Genomic DNA, 21494 nt, shown 5'->3' with positions numbered 1-21494 from the left:
AACTTACAAAAATTTACTTAGAATTCACAATTCTTAGGAGTTCTCGGGAATGGAATCACGTCGCGGATATTAGTCATGCCCGTTACGAATAAAACTAATCGCTCAAAACCCAAACCAAATCCGGCATGCGGACAAGATCCAAATCGTCTGGTGTCTAAATACCAACTCAATTCTTCTGCAGGAATGTTCATCTCCTTCATGCGTTGCTCTAACAATTCCAAACGCTCTTCACGTTGCGAACCTCCTACAATCTCTCCGATACCAGGGAATAAAATATCCATAGCTCTTACGGTTTTTCCATCGTCGTTCTGACGCATGTAAAACGCTTTAATGTTTTTTGGATAGTCGGTTAAGATAACCGGTTTATTGAAATGCTTTTCTACCAAATAACGCTCATGCTCACTTTGTAAGTCAACTCCCCACTCGTTTACTAAATACTGGAATTTCTTTTTCTTATTATGATTACTCTCTCTTAAAATAGAAATTGCTTCAGTATACGTTACACGCTCAAACTTATTGTTGATACAGAAATTTAATTTCTCCATCAAATTCATTTCGCTGCGTTCGTTTTGTGGCTTTTGTTTTTCTTCGTCTAATAAACGTTGCGTTAAAAACTCAATATCTTCTTTGTTATGCTCCAGCGCGTAACGAATTACATAGTGTAATAATTCTTCCGCCAGATCCATATTGTCATTTAAATCATAAAAAGCCATTTCAGGTTCTATCATCCAGAACTCAGCAAGATGTCGTGCGGTGTTAGAGTTTTCCGCTCTGAAAGTTGGCCCAAATGTATAAATATCTCCAAAAGCCATGGCGCCCAACTCACCCTCGAGCTGTCCGCTCACCGTTAGATTAGTAGACTTACCAAAAAAATCTTCTTTGTAATTTATTTCACCTTGCTCATTACGCGGAATGTTATTCAAATCAAAATTTGTTACATGAAAAGTTTCGCCGGCACCTTCCGCATCACTCGCTGTAATGATTGGTGTATGTAAATACAAAAATCCTTTATCGTTGAAAAACTTGTGGATGGCATACGCTAAAGAATGACGAATGCGAAACACCGCACCGAATGTATTGGTACGAAAACGCAAATGCGCAATCTCACGTAAAAATTCCAAACTATGTTTCTTTGGCTGCAACGGATACTTTTCCGCATCGCTGTCGCCAATAATTTCAACTGACTTTGCAACTAATTCAACGGTTTGTCCTTTACCCTGCGATGCAATTAAAGTCCCGGTAGCCGCAATAGCCGCACCGGTTGTAATACGTTTTAAAATTGTTTCCGGCGTATTATTAAAATCAACCACCACCTGTAAATTATTATTGGTTGAACCGTCATTCAACGCAATAAACTGATTGTTACGAAAGGTGCGCACCCAGCCTTTTACTGTTATTTCCTGATTTTGAGGACTTAACCCTAAGATTTCTTTGATTTTAACACGTGCCATATTTTAAATTTTGGGTTACAAAGGTGCAAAATTTTTCGATAATATAAGGCACTTTATTTGTATATTTGCTCTCTTATTTTTTTGAGTTTAAGCACATTATGAAGAACATCAGGAACTTTTGCATTATTGCCCATATCGACCACGGAAAAAGCACACTTGCCGACCGCCTATTGGAATATACAAACACCATTAGCAAACGCGAGATGCAAGATCAGGTTTTGGATGACATGGATCTAGAGAAAGAGCGCGGGATTACCATTAAGAGTCACGCCATTCAAATGGATTACATGTACAAAGGCGAGAAGTATGTTTTGAATTTGATTGATACGCCGGGTCACGTTGACTTTAGTTACGAAGTATCGCGTTCAATTGCGGCGTGCGAAGGTGCTTTATTAATTGTAGACGCTGCACAGGGTATACAAGCACAAACTATTTCGAATTTATATTTAGCCTTAGAACATGATTTGGAAATTATTCCAATCATGAATAAAATAGATTTACCAAGCGCAGAGCCTGAATTAGTAAAAGATCAAATTGTAGATTTATTAGGTTGCAAGCGCGAAGATATTATGTCGGCTTCCGGAAAAACCGGACAAGGCGTACATGAAATTTTAGAAGCGATTGTAGATAGAATTCCTGCCCCTAGCGGTGATGAGAATGGTCCATTACAAGCATTGATTTTTGATTCTGTATTTAATTCTTTCAGAGGTATTATTGCTTACTTCCGTATTTATAACGGACAGTTAAAGAAAGGCGACAAAGTAAAATTTGTGAATACAGGCATGGAATACAATGCCGATGAAATTGGTGTATTACGTTTAAAACAAGAACCTCGTGATATCGTAAAAACCGGCGATGTAGGTTATATTATTTCCGGAATTAAAGAAGCGCGTGAGGTAAAAGTGGGTGATACGATTACCACTGTTGCAAATCCATGTAAAGAAGCAATTAAAGGATTTGAAGATGTAAAACCAATGGTATTTGCCGGTATTTATCCTGTAGATACTGAAGATTTCGAAGAGCTTCGTTACTCAATGGAGAAGTTACAATTAAATGATGCTTCATTGACCTGGGAACCGGAAAGTTCTGCGGCATTAGGATTCGGATTCCGTTGCGGATTCTTAGGCATGTTACACATGGAGATTGTACAGGAACGTTTGGAACGTGAGTTCAACATGACGGTTATTACCACTGTACCAAACGTAAGTTACATTGCATACAAAACTAACGGTGAGGTCATAACGGTAAACAATCCGAGCGACTTACCTGATCCTGCACTCATTGATTATGTAGAAGAACCTTATATAAAAGCAAATATCATTACTAAATCAGAATTTATTGGTCCGGTAATGAGTTTGTGTATTGAGAAGCGCGGACAAATTGTTACTCAAAATTATTTAACTGCCGATCGCGTTGAATTAGTTTTTGAAATGCCATTAGGAGAAGTTGTATTTGATTTCTTCGACCGATTAAAATCTATCTCTAAAGGTTATGCTTCTTTCGATTATCATCCAATAGGCATGAAACAATCTGATTTAGTGAAGTTGGATATTTTATTGAATGGCGAGCAAGTGGATGCATTATCTGCCTTAATACATCGCAGTAATGCCTATGAATTCGGTAAAAAGATTTGCGAAAAATTGAAAGAATTAATCCCGCGTCAGCAATTTGAAATTCCTATTCAGGCTGCAGTGGGCGCTAAAATTATTGCGCGTGAAACCATTCGCGCGATTCGTAAAGACGTAACTGCGAAATGTTATGGTGGTGATATCAGCCGTAAGCGTAAATTATTGGAAAAACAAAAAGAAGGTAAAAAGCGCATGAAGCAAGTTGGTAGTGTAGAGATTCCGCAAAGTGCCTTCATGGCTGTGTTAAAGCTAAACGATTAGTGTAATAAAATCATTATTTACACGTTATAAATTAAGTTGAGAGCAGTAAAATTCATAACGCTTTTTTTGATTGGCTTCCTTCAGAGCTTTAGTCAGCAAAGTGATGGAATGGGCACCAATCTCCGTAATTTTTACAAAGGGAAATTGCATTTTGGTTTTACCATTGCTGCCAATCACACCGACTTCAGAATTCATACCGTAAGTAACGCCGCCTTTCCAGATACTGTTATTGATGATGTGCGTTATAAAATCAGAAGCGTTTACACCAAGGGCGATCCGGGATTTGCATTAGGTATTGTTTGTGATATTCGCGTGCACGAATATTTACGCGCGCGCTTTACACCCAATATCAGCTTTGGCTCGCGCTCTTTAGAATACACCTTGCAAAATGCTAAACACGATAGCACCAAAATATTTGTAAAAGGTGTTGAATCAACTTTTCTGATTTTTCCGATTGAATTAAAGTTACAATCCAAACGCATGGGTAATTTTGGCGCTTACGTCATTGGCGGGGGGGCTTATGCTTTGGATTTAGCTTCGAATAAAAAAGCGGCAGCCGTGAGCAGTAATGCCAACCGATTAGATGATGCCGTGCGAATTAAGCGAGATGATTTTATTTACAGCGCCGGTGCCGGTGTGGATTTTTATTTGCAGTATTTTAAATTCGGAATGGAATTAAAAATAATGAATGGTACCAAAAACTTAATTTACCGCGATAACAATATATTTGCAAAGAGTGTTGACAAGGTGAATTCGCGCATGGTCGTGTTTTCTCTTACGTTTGAGGGGTAAAATAATTAGTAAGTGTCAGTTCGAGCGTAGTCGAGAACTTTAGTTAAGAGAAATCTTTTTTCAGATTCCTCCCTACGGTCGGAATGACGCTTACTGTGAATTGTCATTTCGAGTTTAGCATCCGTAACGTAGAGAAGGAGGGCGTAACGAGAAATCTATTGAAAAGATTCCTCCCTACGGTCGGAATGACGAACGAAAGAATAACTAAGGGATAAAAACCCTTCTTGTAACATGAAAAAAACAATTCAACTGCAGCTGCCTGCAACAACAGCATTTAACGAGCAGCTTTTAAAAGAAGAAATTGCTACGCAACTTTCTTTAAATCCTAACGACACATTTTCTATTCAACCGGTAAAACGCAGCATTGATGCGCGGGGAAGAAACATTAAAATAAACTTAACTGTGGATGTTTACATTAACGAAAGCATTCCTGAATTTTCTTATACACCCGATTACAAACACTGTACTCCCAACTCCGAACTCCGAACTATAATTGGTGCCGGACCTGCCGGATTATTTGCTGCACTCCGTTGCTTAGAATTAGGTTTAAAGCCTGTGATTTTTGAACGTGGTAAAGATGTGCAAAGCCGTCGCCGTGATTTAGCAGCCATTAATAAAGAACACATTGTAAATCCGGAAAGCAATTATTGCTTTGGCGAAGGTGGTGCAGGAACTTATAGTGATGGTAAATTATACACACGTTCTACAAAGCGCGGTGATGTGGAAAAAATCCTTAAGGTTCTCGTTTATCATGGAGCATCTCCCGAAATATTAGTGGATGCCCATCCTCATATTGGCACCAATAAATTGCCAAAAATTATCGCCAACATGCGCGAAACAATTTTAAAATTCGGAGGAGAAATTCATTTCGAACATAAATTAACGGATTTTAAAACTGATAAAAACTTACTGAAAGAAATCACCGTTTTGGATCTTAAAAGCGGAGAAGAAAAATTGTTTCCTGTCGATAAAATCATATTAGCCACCGGACACAGCGCGCGTAACATTTATGAATTATTGCACGCGAAGAATATTTTAATTGAAGCGAAACCATTTGCGATGGGCGTGCGCGCCGAACATCCTCAGGAATTGATTGACCGCATCCAATATCATTGCGGTAGTTTGAATGAAGTGGTGCAAAAAAGAAATTATTTGCCGGCTGCCAGTTATAGTTTAGTGCAGCAGGTGAATGGCAGAGGTGTGTATTCTTTTTGCATGTGCCCCGGAGGTATTATTGCGCCGTGCGCCACCGACCAGGAGGAAATAGTAACGAATGGTTGGTCGCCAAGTAAACGAAATAATCCTTACGCGAATAGCGGCATAGTTGTTGGATTTGATCTAAAAGATTTTGAGCCATATAAAAAACACGGCGCGCTTGCCGGATTGGAATTTCAAAAACAATTGGAACACACGGCATGGATTAAAGGCGGGAAAACCCAAACCGCTCCCGCGCAACGTTTACAGGACTTTGTGAATAATAAATTAAGTAACAGGCTCCCCGATTGCTCTTATCAGCCGGGTATTACTTCGGTAATGATGAATGAAGTGTTGGGAAGATTAATTGGTCCGAGCTTGCAGGAAGGTTTTAAATCTTTCGGTAATAAAATGCGTGGCTATTTAACCAATGAAGCTGTGATTGTAGGCGTAGAATCCCGTACCTCAACACCGGTGCGTATTCCTCGTGACAGAGAAACATTAAAGCATCCGCAACTTGAAAATTTATTTCCTTGCGGTGAAGGCGCAGGATTTGCCGGAGGAATTGTTAGCGCTGCGATTGATGGAGAGAAATGTGCGGAGGCTTCACAATAATCATTTAAACAAAAAAGCCCGAACATTTGCCCGGGCTTTTTAATTTATTGCACTTTCTTTAATCGTGAGAGTAAGGTGACATGTCCAACATAAACATGTTCAGTGCCTCCTAAATCCCTCACAATAATTTTGTAGACATAAACACCATCTTCAACTGCCTTTGTACTTCCTTTCACTGTACCATCCCAACCTTTACGGAAATTATCGCTGGTAAAGATCAACTCACCCCAACGATCGAAGATATACATCACATAATTCTCTTCATCAATACCAACACCTTTTGGTTGGAATACATCATTTAATCCGTTTTCATCCGGTGTAAATGCATTCGGAATATAAATCGCGTAATCAGGCGTTATTTCTACATGATGCATAACAGTATCCATACAACCTTTATCATTAATTGCCACCAAATACACTTGGTAAACACCAATTAAATCATACACATGCGATGGATGCATTACAGTTGAATTATTATTCGGCGCATTATAATCACCAAAATCCCAGAAGTACGTTACAGCTCCCGTAGAGGTGTTTGTAAACTGAATTTCCGGATTCAACATAGATGTTGATTGCGGTGTTGGGAAAAACTCTGCAATCGGCTTAGGATATACTTCAATGTAATTCATCACTGATGTATCTTTCTTACAACCGAACTGATTTACGATTGAGAAACTCACATTATAGAATCCTGCTTCCGGATAGTACCATGTAATCGGACTGCCTCCTGCTGTTCCGCCTCCACCATTACCTCCACCGAATGTCCAGGTATAAATATCTGTATTCGATGTTGAAGTAGCAGTGTAGTTAACCGTTAGAGGCATACAACCTTTTGTTACATCCGATGTAAATGTTCCTTGCGGTAACGGATTTACATTCACCGTAAATTGCGCGGTAGCACCCGGTACTGTACAACCATCATTTATAGATACTGTATAAATGTTTGGTGTTGTAAAATAATTTGCTGTCACTTGAGTTGCAGAACCTGTTGAACCATTACTCCAGTTGTAAGTATACGGACCACCATTACCAGGACTTGTAATGTTTGGTGTTAATGTTGCATTATCACCATGACATTTCGTTACACTGAATCCATCTGCTAATAATTGAGGCTTCACATTGATATTAATGATTTTTGGTGAAGTCGCGCAACCATTCGCATCGGTTAAGGATACCATATAAGATGTAGTTACGGTTGGTGTTAATGCATGCGGACCACCACCGGATAAACTTGGTGTCCAGCTATACGTATAAGCAGGAGTACCGCCGCTACCGGCTGCATAAATCTGTGCAACTTGTCCATAACAAATAGTTGGGTCAGGACTCACATTCATCAATAAAATATTTGGTTGTGTTACATTCACAACACCACTTACTGTACAACCATACACATCGGTTACAGTAGCTGAATAAACACCCGCGCCTACTCCATTTACAGTTTGTGTAGTAGATGCTGATGGGTTATTCCACATAAATGTATATGGCGCTGTTCCTGATGAGAAGTTGATGGCCATTGAACCATTCTGCTGACCAAAACACAACGGCGCTGTGAAAGTCATAGATGTTAAGTTTGGTCCCGGTGCATTTGGTACGTTTACTGATTGCGTAATCACACAACCGTTAGCATCCGTTATTACAACATTCCAGTTATTAGAACTTAGGTTAGTTGCCACTGAAGTGTTTTGAGGTGTAGGTGTATTCCAGTTATAAGTATATCCCGGTGTACCACCACTAACAGAAACTGTTGCACTACCATTTGCATTTCCGCATGTAGCAGGAGTTGCCGTAGCTGAACTTAATAATTGTGTAGGCTGAGAGATTACATAAACACCGCTTGTTGTACACGATTTAGTATCGGTTACTAATAAACTATATGTTCCCGCAGCTAAATTAGTAATCACAGGATTTCCAGGTTGAGTTGGCGACCAAACTAATGTATAGGCAGGTGTACCACCCGTTATATTAGTAGTGATTTGTCCTGTATTATTATTAAAGCAAGTTAAATTAGTGACAGAGAAACTGTTTATCACCAATGGATTTGGTTGATTAATGGTTACGGTTTGAGAAGTAGGACAACCATTTGCATCCGTTACAAAACATGTATACGTACCAGGACCCATGCTCACTGCTACTGAAGAGCTTTGTGCTGTAGGAGTCCAGAGGTAAGTGTAACCCAGAGTACCACCATTCAATAACATAGTTGCAGTTCCATTGCTGGCACCGCTACAAGTTACATGCGTAACATTTGTAATCGCGCTGTTTAATTGCGGTGGCTGAGTAATATTTACCGAACCTGTTGCGATACAACCTGCGGCATCTGTTATTGTAATAGAGTGGAATCCTGCAGGTAAATTATTTACGTTTTGTGTTGTTTGTGCAAGATAAGACCAAAGAATACTAATTGTTCCGGTACCACCTGATATACTTGTAGTCGCAGAACCGTTATTTCCACCAAAACAACTTACCGCCGTTGTATTTGTAACAACTAATGTTGGTCCTGCAATATCATTAATTAAAGCGACACCTGAAATCGTACAACCATTCACATCCGTTACTGTAACTGTGTAAGCGCCTGCATTAACGCCATTAATACAAGAGTTGGTAAATAATGGATTGCTGGTCCATTGATAAGTATATCCACCTGCTCCACCACCTGCTACTACACACATGCTACCGTTTGCTTGTAAACAGTTTGAATTGGTTGAGCTCACCACTGCAGTTAAAGCTGCAGGTTGTGTAATATTTGTTGTACGTGTTGTTACACAACCTAAGTTGTCTGTAATCTGAACGGTATGCGTTCCCGGAGGTAATGTATTTACATTTGGTGTATTATTTAATGTTGGGAACCATAAGAAGGTATAAGGGCCTGTTCCACCGCTGTATGCTAAATTACCGATACCGTTATTTAATCCGTTACAAGTTACATTGGTGCTTGTTAATGTTGCTTGTAATGGTGTTGGCTGCGTAATGGTTGCTACTGCAGTAGTGATACAACCCATCGCATCCGTAATGGTTGCGGTGTAATTACCTGCGGCAAGACTGCTTGATGTGGCTGCTGTTGCTCCTGATGGCGACCAGTTATAAGTATAACCCGGTGTTCCACCTGAAGGCATTACTGTTGCAAATCCATCTGTATAACCTGCACAACTTACATTACCTGTAGCAGAGATGCTGGCCGTTAGTTGTGTTGGTTGAGTAATAATCACAGAAGCTGTTGCAGTACATCCATTTTGATCCGTTGTAAATAAAGTATAGGTACCAGGACACAAGTTTGTTACCGCTTGCGTGCTTAATGGTCCTGGACCACCCACCCAATTAAATATAACTGCGCCGATTGAGTTTGATGTTGTTCCCGCCGCCATACCGTTACATGCACCAAAACAAGTAACATTGGTTGATGTAATTGCTGAAGTCATTTGTGCAGGATTCAATAATGTTGTAGAAGTTGTAGCTACGCAACCCATCGCGTCTGTTACAGTAACAATATGATTACCCGGACCGAGTCCTGTAGGGTTGGCTAAAGTTGAACCTGACGGCACCCAATTATAAGAATAACCCGGTGTTCCGCCTAATACACCCACATTGGCTGTACCATTGGTTGCATTAAAACATAAAGGATCTGTGCCTGATGCAGTAACTGTTAATGCAGGAGGTTGAGTAATATTTACACTTACAGAAGAAACACATCCGTTCACATCTGTTACAGTTCCTGTATAAACACCTGCTGTTAAATTTGAGGCGATACCTGTGTTTTGTCCGTTACTCCATAAATAAATATATGGTGCATTACCACCACTTACTGTTGTAGTTGCAATTCCGTTATTACCGCCAAAACAACTTACATTGGTTTGACTAATCACACTCATTTGTGGGCCAGCCTGATTTGGTATAGAAGCGGCTGCAGTGGTAACACAACCGTTAGCATCCGTCACAGAAACTGTATACGTACCAGCTAAAGCGTTGCTGATGCTCGGACCAGTCGCAGAAGTACTCCATACATATGTATAACCAGGTGTTCCGCCTGTTGCGGATATGGTAGCAGAACCATTCGCTTGATTACAATTAGCTGTAGTTACGCTTGAGGTTACAGTTACAGAAGTTGGCTGTGTTATGGAAGCTGTTGCTACGGCAATACACCCCTTAGAGTCTGTTACCGTTACCGTATAAGATCCGGCCGGTAAATTTGGCGCTGTTGCCGTGGTAGCTCCACCTGCTGCCCATAAATAAGTTAATGGCGGTGTTCCTCCACCGTTATAAATCGCCGTAGCTGATCCGTTATTACCTCCAAAACAACTTACCGCTATTGTTCCTGTTAATACATCCAATGGACCCGGCTCTGTTAGCGTACCCGCCACTGAGGACGTACATCCAAAGGCATCGGTTAATGTAACAGAATAAGTTCCTTGTCCAAGATTGGTTGCTGTTTGCGTGTTTTGTCCGTTACTCCAGCTATAGCTGATTGGCGCACTCATAGCTCCTGTAAAGCCAGCTGTCATACTTCCATTGGTGAAGCCTGCGCAACTTGGATTTACACTCGCTGAAATTACTGCCGTTCCTCCCGGTGTTACGCCAATCACACCCACCGCAGTAGTTGTACAAGAATTAGCATCGGTAATTGTTACTGTATAAGTTCCTGCTACAAGAGGGTTCGATTGCGCGTTGTTTCCACCTCCACCACTCCAGTTAAATGTATAAACCGGCGTACCGCCTGATGCCGATACTGATGCAGTACCATTGGCTGCAGTACAATTCGCATTCGTAGAACTTACAGTTGCGGTAATAGCTGTAGGTTGCGTTACTTGAACAGATTGAGTTAAAGTACATCCGTTTGCGTCACTTACCGTTATATTGTAAATACCTGCGCCCTGACCGGTGAATGTTGTAGAAGTTTGGAATGGCCCTCCGTTTAATGAATAATTATAAGGACCTGTTCCGCCCGAGCCTGCCGCAAGTACAGAACCGTTAGTTCCGGCATTACAGCTAGTTGGATTTGAAGTTAAGCTTAAAGTTAATTGCGTAGGTTGGTTGATGTTTACTGTAGTTGTTGTTACACAACCTGCCGCGTCTTTAACCAAAACAGTATATGGCTGAGACGTTAAATTCGTAAACACACCAGAACCGCTGGTTATATTTCCTGGCGTTAACGTATAACTATATCCCGGTGTTCCACCGGAAGTATTCACTGTAAAGCTTCCATTACTTCCGTTAAAACAACTTACAGCGGTTTGTCCGCCGATTAAAGCAACAGGACTTCCTGTATTTCCAATTGTGTAGTTAACTGTTAATGTACAACTGTTAGCGTCCAATACCGTTAAAGGATACGTTCCTGCTAATTGGCCAGCCACAAAAGTATTGGTACTAAAGGGACTGCCATTAAATGAATATTGATAAGGAGCAGTACCACCGGTTACGCCTGTTACTGTAGCGCTTCCGTTAGCGTTACCGCAATTTGCATTCGTGGTAGATACACTTGCCGTTGCCGGACCGGTAATGTTCGCGATATTAAATGTGCCGGTAATAATACAACCATTTGCATCGGAAACTTGCGCATTTTGAACACCGCTTGCTAAACCTGTTGCCGTATTAGATGAAGAAAGAGAGTTAACTGAAAAACTATAAACCGGAGTTCCGCCGTTTACACCAATGGTTACACTTCCTACTGAACCTGCACATGAATTAGGTGCCGTGGTGAAAGTAATTGCTAATGGTGTTGGTTGTGTGATGACTGCAGTTTGTTGAGCAGTACAGTTATTATTATCACGAACTATTACAGTATATGTTCCTGCTGTTAAACCTGTGAAGTTAGCACTCGCCTGGAACGGACCTCCATTGATTGAATAATTATAACCCGGAATTCCTCCACTAGCAACCGAGCTAATTGATCCTGTATTTCCTGCATTACATAATACATTGGAAGGTGTTATTGTTAATGTAACCGGCGTAGGTTGAATAATTGTTAAGGTTGCTGAAGTAACACAACCTACTGCATCACTAATGTTAACATTATAATTTTGCGCAGTTAATCCGGTGAACACACCGCTGGTGTTTGTTAAACCTCCCGGTGTTACAGTATAACTATAACCTGGTGATCCGCCCGTAGTATTTATTGTAAAACTACCATTAGCCCCACCAAAACAACTTACACTTGATGTACCAGCAACAGTAGAAGTTGGACTACCTGTATTGTTAATATTGAAACTAACGGTGAGCGTACAGCTATTTGCATCGCGTACAATTACCGTATGTGAACCTGCTGATAATCCACTTATACTGTTTGCCCCAAACGGACCGCCATTAAATGAGTATTGATACGGTGCCAAGCCTCCGGTAACAGCCGATACTGTAGCACTACCATTCGCGTTACCGCAAGTAGCGTTAGAGGTATTAACTGTTGCAGAAGCAGGACCGGTAATGATTCCGATATTAAATGTTCCGGTAATGGCGCAACCATTCGCATCCGTCACCTGTGCGGTTTGAACACCGGAAGGCAATCCTGTTGCAGTTGAGCCGGATGCAGTTCCGTTTACTGAATAGTTATAGGCCGCAGTACCACCGGTAACACCTATCGTTACACTTCCTGCAGCGCCCACGCAGGTATTTGGCGTAGTTGTAAAACTTAATGCAAGAGCCGGCGGTTGAGTTAAGGTAACTACTTGTTGTACCGTACAGTTATTATTATCACGTACAACTACCGTATACGTTCCCGCGCTTAGCCCTGTGAAGCTCGAACCTATTTGGAATGGCCCTCCATTAATTGAATAGTTATAAGGAAGCGTACCTCCACCAGATGCCGCGGTAATAGAACCGTTAGTACCTGCGTTACATAAAATATTCGTTGGGGTTAAAGTCAAAGTTAATACCGGTGGCTGTGTAATATTTACAGTAGTAGTTGTTACACAACCTGCAGCATCCTTTACAGTTACCGTATAAGGTTGCGCAGTTAAACCTGTAAAAATACCAATACCGTTAGTGGCTCCACCCGGGGATAACGTATAACCATAAGCCGGCAATCCACCCACTGTATTAACAGTAAAGCTTCCCGTTGTGCCGCCAAAACATGGAATATTGGCAGAAGCGCCAATACTTGCAACCGGACTTCCTGTATTACTAATATTGAAGTTTATTGACAGCGTACAGCTATTTACATCACGTATCACAACATTATGAATACCTGCCGCTAATCCAGTAATGCTATTACCACCGAAAGGCCCACCATTAAATGAATAGGAATACGGACCAGTTCCGCCGGTTACATTTGTTACGGTTGCGGTTCCATTGGCGTTACCGCAGGTTGCGCTAGTAGTTGCCGTTGTAATCGAAACCGGACCTGTAACCATGGTAATATTAAAATTCGCGGTAAGTGTACAGCCATTTACGTCGCGTACAATTACATTATGAGCTCCTGCCGGCAAACCGGTAACGATACTGCCTGTTGCGGCTCCGTTTACTGAATATGTATACGCCGGAGTACCACCTGTTACATTCGTTACAGTGAATCCTCCCGTTGAACCTACACAGGCTGTCGGAGAGGTGGTGAACGTTATAGAACTTGGGCCGGGCGAATTAGTTAATGTTACAGTTTTTGAAAATACACAACCTCTCGAATCAATAACCCCAATCACATAGCTACCCGCCGGTAAATTAGTTAAAGGAGGTGTGGTTGAGTATGGTCCGCCATTTACATTGTAAGAATAGCTTGGTGTTCCGCCTGTAACAACACCTAAAGAAATACTTCCATTACTTAAACCACATGTTGGATTAATAGAAGTTGTTGCCAATGCTGTAATTGGAGGGCTATTCGTTATACTAGTTGTAAATGTAGAGCGACAACCAAAGTTGTTTATCAAAGTGATAGTATAGTTTCCGGCAGCCAAACCTGTAACAGTTTGCGTAGCCACACCAACACCATTCACAGAATAACCGGTTACTGTTTGCCCGACACTTGTATTGCTAATCACAATGCTTCCATTATTAAATCCGCAACTTGCATTACTTGGTGTTAAAATTGCTGTTGGTTGAGGATTTATTGTAACGACAACCGTTGTTTGATTTGTACATGTACCAACCGCTCCTTTAACTGTATATGTTGTTGTTGTTCCGGGTGTGGCTACAACCGCCGATCCGCTAGTAGTATTTAAACTTGCGCCGGGCGACCATGTGTAAGATGTTGCTCCTCCAACACTAAGATTGGCCGAGCCCCCCAGACACACGGATGTTGCTGTAGGTGCAACAGTCAATGTTGGAGGAGTAAAGTTTGCCGGGAGATTTATTGTCATTGTCCCACGACAGTTAGTTGTTGTATTCAAAACTGTTGCCGTATAAACACCGCCAACGTTAGCCGTAATTGGATTGGCATTTACACTACCAACAATTCCAGGGCCTGTCCAGGTGTATGTGTGACCCGCAGGGCCCGGCAATGCATTAATTTGTGCCGATGGTGCAGTACAAGAAAGTGTATTTGTAATCGATAAAGTTGGTGTAAGCGTTGCGCTACAAACAACAGTAGTGGTTAATACTGTTGATGCAGGCGGACATCCCGTCTTACTAACGGTCGCCGTATAGACCCCACACTGATTTACAACCGCAGTAGCGCTGTTTCCACCACTAACAATACCGGGGCCAGACCATGTGTATGAAAGCGGACTCAACGTAGAGGTTACCATTACATTAGCAGTACCGCCGGAACATCCGATTGGAGTACTTGTACTTGTATTCGCTACTGTTGCTGTTAAAGGGCCGCATGGTAACGGACAAGAAGCAAAGTCACCTGCACCATAACTATTCGTACTAGTATTAGTAAAATTGATTGTTGTTCCTGTAATATTTCCTGTATATAAACCACCGGTGTTACTTACGATTACTTGATTTCCTACTATAGCAAAACCACCACCCGCCGAAATACTTGGCATACCAGTCATGTTATAAGTACAAAGTTGTGTTCCTGTTGGACCATACATGGTCATAGATTGAGGTGTGGTTGTTTTCAAAATATAAAAATTACCACAACCATCCGCTACTACGTCATAAGGACCTCCACCGCCAAATGTTCCAATTGTCATTAACAAAGTAGCCGGACCTGTACCGTTGTATACATAAATCTGTCCTGTTCCCCCATTCAAACCGTAAATTACTCCACCTCCACCACCAAGGTTTACCACCGGCATAGAGTGTCCGGTATTAACCCAAGATGTACCATTCCACCAAGCCATATTTCCTGCAATAGTTGTATAAAACGTTGGATTTGGAAACGCTGCGTTAAGGTTTGGTCCGTAAGATAATCCTGTTCCACCAATAGGTATTCCGGTGTTGCTTGGATTTCCTGCGCCCAATGGTAAACTGGTATTATAAACCTGGATTGGACTTGTATGCATATATACCAAACTGTTCGGGCATGGTGCAGCAAATGTTTGCGCCTTTATTTGATAAGCGAATAGTATCGCAGCAAAAGACACTAGGAAGAAATATAATTTTCTCATGGGGAGAGGGGATTTCTAAATGTATAACACTCTAATATAGAAAATAGCTTTAAACAAGTAAGATTATAGGCTAATTTATAGGTGTATTTAGCTCAATGGGGGCTGAGTTACGCTCGAAAGGGAGACCATTACAGGAAATCGGCGGCTCATTTTCAGGTAATTAATAGAACGCTGAAGAGTTACTGGCAGCATTCCAATAAACGGTTGGCCGCTTGATTTTTTGGTCTTTTTTATACAAAAACTGCATGTTATTTTCATCTAACATGGGTATGTGACAATTGATAGGTGTGAACCATTTTCTTGGAATAAAAATCATATCATGAAACAACCTGTTTTGAACAAAATTTCTCACGTGCTCCGCATCAATTCCGATGTTTGCCTGAACATTCTGCGCGTAACCAATATTTGCTTTCACTTGAGCGCTTAGTAATCCGTGCGAATAGTTTGTATACACGCCACCAATTGTATCCATGTAACCAATATGCGGAAATGTTTTATCATCTCTCACCGCATTACCCATTTGTCCGGTCCACATGGTGCAATTAATAGCAGCCTGAAAAATATTTTGATATTGGTATTGAATTAAAAATGCTCCGGTTCGAAAACGATCAAGCGTTGGCCGTGCATATAAGTCATTTTCAGATATCAATGAAACAGCATCGAATTGCAAGGCAATAATTCCGGTTTGTTGCTTTGTTTTTATTTTATTGAAGTACGCATTGTAAGCATAGGCAATGCTGTATTTCCGATTGGTTTGATTTGAATACACATTAACAAAAGGATTAAAAAAATCTTGTTTCTTTCCTGCTGACAAAACTAACCCTCCGGACACTACAGCTTCGTTATGTTCAATAGATGGTCCAAGGTTTTTCAAATAATGATATAACCGAACTTCTGCATTTACCTGGGCAAAATCATAATAATAGTAGGCATTAAGATTAATACCGATTCGTTGTACTTTATTTCCGACTGAAATGGAAGCGCCAACTGCTAAACCGAAATTTTCAGCACGATAAAATTGGGCAAAAGAAAAGTGTTCTAAGAATAAAAAGTATAGAAAAACAATTGGATATTTACTGACTCTTACCAATAAACAAAGATAATTCTTCCAGAATTTTTTCGGTAGTAAGATCAATGCCCTTAACTTTTATTGGCGCTTTTTCATAGGTGCTTTCCCTTTGCTGAAGCAAGGATTTTATAATCGCCAGATTTTCCTCCTCATTTTTGCCGGTAAGTAAAGGCCGCTTATTTTCCGACTGACTTAAGCGATGTAATAATGCCTCGGGTGGCATACTCACATAAATTGCTAAGCCGGATTTAAAAATAAACTCATCATTGTTATTGAAACAAGGTGTCCCACCACCTAAAGAAATTACCGAACTATCATAGCGACGAACAACTTGCTCTAAGTATTCGCTTTCCTTTGCTCTGAAATATTCTTCGCCTTTGTGCTTAAAAATTTCAGGAATAGATTTATCTTCCTTACGTTCGATATAATGATCCAAATCAACGAAAGGTCGGTTTAATGCTTTGGCTAATTTCTTTCCATGCGTTGATTTCCCACAACCCATAAAGCCCATGATGAATATTTTTTTTGGTATCTCCATTTATTTATGGTCTAAGGCCCATTCTTTGGCGAAGTAAGTAAGTATAACAGAAGCTCCGGCGCGTTTTATACTAAGTAAAATTTCATCGCGAATTTTTTTATTATCAATCCATCCCTTTTGTGCCGCTGCCTTCACCATAGCATATTCACCACTAACATTATATGCAGCAATTGGTAATACAAAATTATCGTTTAATGATTTAATAATATCCAAATATGATAGTGCCGGCTTTACCATTAAAAAATCCGCTCCCTCAGAAAAATCTAATTCTGCCTCTAATAAAGCTTCCTTACTATTTGCAGGATTCATTTGATAGGTTTTTTTATCACCAAATTTAGGAGCACTGTCCAACGCATCTCTGAACGGTCCATAAAATGCGCTGGCATACTTAGCCGTATAACTCATAATAGACACATTCGTAAATCCATTGTCATCTAACACATCGCGCAGGTGTGCCACGCGTCCATCCATCATGTCACTGGGACCAATGATATCCGCTCCGCATTGAGCTTGAGCAAGTGCCATCTTTCCAAGCACCTCCAATGTTTCATCATTTAATATTTCTCCGTTCTTAACTATACCATCGTGCCCGTCGCTGCTATATGGATCCATAGCAACATCCGTCATGATAACAGCCTCCGGAAATTTTTTCTTAACCTCAGTTAAGGTACGCAAATACAATCCCTTTTTATTCCAACTCTCAGTGGCTTTCTTGTCTTTTAATTTTTCTTCGATGTTAGGGAATAAAGCAAATGTATTAATCCCCAAATTTAAACATGACTCAATTTCCTTTAATAATAAATCAGATGAAAATCTGAATATTCCCGGCATGGAAGCAACTTCCGATTTTTTATTTTTTCCATCGATTAGAAAAAGTGGAAAAATAAAATCGTTTACCGTTACTTCATTTTCCTGCACTAATTTTCGTATTACTTCGCTTTTGCGATTGCGGCGCGGACGATGTGTTATCATATTGTTACCGGATTAAGTTTTTGTTCGGATTGTAATCCTCTATACATTACATACAATGAAATTGCCATTAATACATGACCAAGATCCATGTGGTTAAACCAATTGGAAATAGCGAGTTTAGCAACATGACTTACAACTGCCAATATGGTAATGCCGATACCAATAATTAATCCCATACTGAAACCGGATTTTGTTTTATTGTAATGAATGATTTCCAAAATCAATACCATCAACACTAAACCAATGGCAGCTTGTATTTCTACAATTACAAAAGTTCGATAAAAAGCCAGTACAAAAACAATGATGACCAATTCGATAATATTAAAAATGCGAAGCGCTGAATATGCTTTTTTACCAATACTATCTGTTGTATGATGAAGAACCGCAAATTGAGCGAAAGCGACACCTGCAACACCAAACAACCAACCAATCATCCGCCACTCGAATCCCACTTTGTAGGCAAATGCATGTCCGATAAATCCTGCGACAAGAGTTGACAACGCGGTAAATAAAAAAAAGTACCTGTATAATTGAACTGCTCGTGAGTTAGATGAAGAATTCGTGTTAAAATACGCGATAAAACCAACAGTGGCCACCATCATATCTGTTAGAACAGTAATGGGTTCATCAATTCTTAAACCAAAAAGTTCAATGCTTGGATTTTGGAAAGGGACCATTGTTTAAAAATGCAAAAAATTAGTTAAAGTTCAAAACGGCGCGGAATAAACCAAGATCATCGAATGAAGTCGTTGTAGTGATTTGTGTTTCTTTCACTCCCTTTTTCACAAGCGCATTCTTAGTCGCATCGCCCATGGCGACTGCAAATTGAGTGCTGCTTAATTTATTTTTTTCGAAATACGCATCAACATTACTAGGACTCGTAAAAATGATGATGTGCGTTGAAGGATCAATTTCTACACTATGCTTTAATGTTGCATACACGGGAATACTTATTGCATTTTCCCTCTTAGGAAATTGGTTTTGTATACTCATCAAACTATCCTTGGCAATTGGAAATAAAACCTTGGTGTTTCCAACTTTGGCAGCAAATTGCTTACCGATTAATTTTGTATCCGTGCTTTGTCCGATAAAATCAGCGCGCAAACCAAATTTTCTCAATTCATCTGAAGTAGCTTTACCTACACAACCGATTTTTACTTTTCCAAGAGAAGGTTTTTGGTTAAAGAAATACCGCACAGCATGCTTACTGCTGAAAAATAACCACTCCGTTTGTGGTAATTCCTTAAGGGAAATTTGTTTAAACTCTATTAAACTCTTTGCTACCAAGCCATAACCAATTCCGCTTAAAGCACGAGGTAAAAAATCTTTATCGTTCACCTGACGTGTTATAAAAACTTTCTTTGCCTGAAGAGATTGAATGTGATCAACTATTTTATCGGAGAAACCATCCGTATTATACGTTTCAAAATAAAGTTGTTTTGGCATTGCATTCCACGACGAAGCAATACTAACCCAGGTTTTAAATTTGAAACGGTCTTCATCATCTTTTTCAGTTTCACAATACACACCGAGGGGTAACTGACAACCACCGTCAAATAAATTTAATACACGGCGTTCGATGTTGATACGGATTAAAACATCCAAATCATTTATCTCGTCAATCAGATCGAGTAATTTATTATTATTCTCTTTTATCTGCCAAGCTAAAACACCTTGCGCAGGAGCAGGAATGAATTCGGTGGGCGATAAACGTTCGACATGAAATTCATTGAGATCAATTCCTAAACGTTCTACACCCGCCGCTGCTAACAGAATAGCATCGTATTGTTTTTCCGCCAACTTTTTAATGCGAGTGGGAACATTCCCTCTCAAATCTTTCAATTCTACATCCGGCCGGAAAGCTAATAACTGAGATTTACGACGAGCCGATGATGTACCAACCAGTGCCTTATCCTTTAAATTAAATTTTTTATTATCATCCACCGCGTCCTTTCGAATCAACAATAATTCAGAAGGATCTTCACGGTGAGATACTCCTGCAATAATTAGTCCGTCGGGATTAGTAGTAGGTAAATCTTTATGTGAATGCACGGCTAAATCAATTGTACCTGCGAGCAATTCTTCTTCTAATTCCTTCGTAAAAAATCCTTTTCCTTCCAGCTTATCAAAACTGGTATTCCATTGTTGCGTTCGATCGCCTGAAGTACTGATGATTTTCAGTTCTACTTCGCAACCTTTTTTCTCCAATAAATTTTTTGTGTAATTGGCCTGCCAAAGTGCTAATTCGCTTCCTCGCGTACCGATAATAATTTTCATTCTAATCTTTACTTAGCAGTACTTCTTTCGCCGTTTTCATGGCCACGGCATTGTATTTTTTCTCTACGTAATTTAAAACTTTATCAAGCACTTCTTTGCTTTTATCATCGAGCGAATTAATTTCCTTTGAAAAAACTTCATTCATAGCCAATTCCTTAATGGCCTTTACTTGTTTTGGAATTTCACCGAATGCTAATTCAATTTTGCGCTCATTGTAAAGTGAAATGAATTCTTCGAGTTTAGTTTTAATAATAGCGCGGCATTTATCCACTTCACCTTTTCTCAAGTCAAGATTTTTTTCAGCCTGAGATTTAAGTGAATTAATATCGATATAATGGATGTTATTATTTTCAATCACTTGTTTATCGACGTCAGCAGGTAAAGCCAAATCGATAATTACTTTTTTAGTGTTATCGCCTGCTTTTATTGTTTGATAAACTGAATCAGTTATTACTGGTTCTGTAGAACCTGTACACGTAATGAGTACATCAAATCCTTTATTGTAAGTAGTTAAATCGTTTAAAGAAAAAGCCGTGGCATTTAATTTTTGTGCTAATGTTTCGGCGTTTGAAAGCGTTCTGTTAAATATGGTAAAATTAGCGTACTTATGTTTTTGTAAATAGTTTGCCATATTGGTGTTAGTTTCTCCTGAACCCACCATGATAATTTTTGCTTCGTTCTTTATTCCCAAATCGCGAAGTTGACGGTAAGCTAATGAAACAACTGATACAGGATTTTTTGCTATATCGGTATTTGTAAAAACTTCTTTTGCTGTTTCGATGGTTTGTTTCACTAATAAACGAGTAAAATCACCGGTAAGATTTAAGCCATTACATAATTCATACGCTTTACGTACTTGAGTGATGATTTCGCGCTCGCCAACTACTAAAGACTTTAAAGAGGAAGCTAATTCGAATACGTGATTGATTGCCTCATCCCCTTCAAACAATTCAGCAGAAGAAGCAAATTGTTTTAAATCTGAAACAGATAATTGCGGATTAACAAACTTCAAAATATTTTGAATAGTTGTTTCGTTCAACAAAGTATCCGTACAAACAAAAAATTCGACACGGTTGCAGGTGCTTAAGTGCAATAATTCATCGAAGTTGAAATTAACTTTTAGTTTACCTAAAAACAGACTTTGCGCCTCTTCATTTAAATGCAGAAGGGCTAACTTTTCCAAAGGAAAATTGCGATGATTAAAGGATATGACTTTAAAGG

The 21494-nt window shown here is 39.9% G+C and carries 11 protein-coding genes; 3 read left to right on the top strand and 8 right to left on the bottom strand.

Annotated features, from left to right (window positions below; genetic code table 11):
• Window positions 1–17 precede the first annotated feature (17 nt).
• Complete coding sequence (asnS, locus tag J0L69_03960; GenBank protein ID MBN8692325.1) at window positions 18–1451, bottom strand: asparagine--tRNA ligase; 1434 nt, start codon at window positions 1449–1451, stop codon at window positions 18–20.
• A gap of 98 nt (window positions 1452–1549) precedes the next feature.
• Between asnS and lepA the strand changes: the two genes are divergently transcribed.
• The 3 genes from lepA to J0L69_03945 all read left to right on the top strand — a co-directional run bounded on the left by lepA (window position 1550) and on the right by J0L69_03945 (window position 5941).
• On the top strand, window positions 1550–3340 hold the full coding sequence (gene lepA / locus J0L69_03955; protein ID MBN8692324.1) for an elongation factor 4: 1791 nt from the start codon (window positions 1550–1552) through the stop codon (window positions 3338–3340).
• A gap of 36 nt (window positions 3341–3376) precedes the next feature.
• Window positions 3377–4132 carry a hypothetical protein gene (locus J0L69_03950; GenBank protein ID MBN8692323.1) on the top strand — a complete coding sequence of 252 codons (756 nt, stop codon included), beginning with the start codon at window positions 3377–3379 and terminating at the stop codon, window positions 4130–4132.
• A gap of 231 nt (window positions 4133–4363) precedes the next feature.
• Complete coding sequence (locus J0L69_03945) at window positions 4364–5941, top strand: FAD-binding protein (GenBank protein ID MBN8692322.1); 1578 nt, start codon at window positions 4364–4366, stop codon at window positions 5939–5941.
• 44 nt (window positions 5942–5985) lie between these two features.
• On the opposite strand, the gene J0L69_03940 is transcribed toward J0L69_03945, so the two are convergent.
• The 7 genes from J0L69_03940 to hemA all read right to left on the bottom strand — a co-directional run bounded on the left by J0L69_03940 (window position 5986) and on the right by hemA (window position 21456).
• Window positions 5986–15417 (bottom strand): gliding motility-associated C-terminal domain-containing protein, encoded by a 9432-nt coding sequence (locus tag J0L69_03940; protein ID MBN8692321.1) that lies wholly within the window; start codon window positions 15415–15417, stop codon window positions 5986–5988.
• A gap of 160 nt (window positions 15418–15577) precedes the next feature.
• The gene (locus J0L69_03935) at window positions 15578–16507 is read right to left on the bottom strand and encodes a hypothetical protein (GenBank protein MBN8692320.1); all 930 of its coding nucleotides are present in this window, start codon (window positions 16505–16507) and stop codon (window positions 15578–15580) included.
• Window positions 16491–17024 (bottom strand): shikimate kinase, encoded by a 534-nt coding sequence (locus J0L69_03930; protein ID MBN8692319.1) that lies wholly within the window; start codon window positions 17022–17024, stop codon window positions 16491–16493. Before J0L69_03930 ends, J0L69_03935 begins: the two co-directional genes overlap by 17 nt.
• Window positions 17025–17996: a porphobilinogen synthase gene (gene hemB / locus J0L69_03925; protein ID MBN8692318.1), complete on the bottom strand. Its 972-nt coding sequence runs from the start codon at window positions 17994–17996 to the stop codon at window positions 17025–17027.
• Entirely contained in the window at window positions 17993–18673 is a 681-nt protein-coding gene (locus tag J0L69_03920; protein ID MBN8692317.1) for a hypothetical protein, read from the bottom strand. The genes hemB and J0L69_03920 overlap by 4 nt, the downstream gene beginning before the upstream one ends.
• Window positions 18674–18692: 19 nt before the next feature.
• Window positions 18693–20273: a hydroxymethylbilane synthase gene (gene hemC / locus J0L69_03915; GenBank protein MBN8692316.1), complete on the bottom strand. Its 1581-nt coding sequence runs from the start codon at window positions 20271–20273 to the stop codon at window positions 18693–18695.
• Window position 20274: 1 nt separating this feature from the next.
• The gene (gene hemA / locus J0L69_03910) at window positions 20275–21456 is read right to left on the bottom strand and encodes a glutamyl-tRNA reductase (protein ID MBN8692315.1); all 1182 of its coding nucleotides are present in this window, start codon (window positions 21454–21456) and stop codon (window positions 20275–20277) included.
• Between the last annotated feature and the right edge of the window lie 38 nt (window positions 21457–21494).

Source organism: Bacteroidota bacterium (assembly GCA_017303905.1).
Taxonomy (GTDB): Bacteria; Bacteroidota; Bacteroidia; order B-17B0; family Aurantibacillaceae; genus JAHEYG01.
The sequence above is the reverse complement of the archived record's forward strand: the minus strand, read 5'-3'. Positions and strand labels throughout refer to the sequence as shown.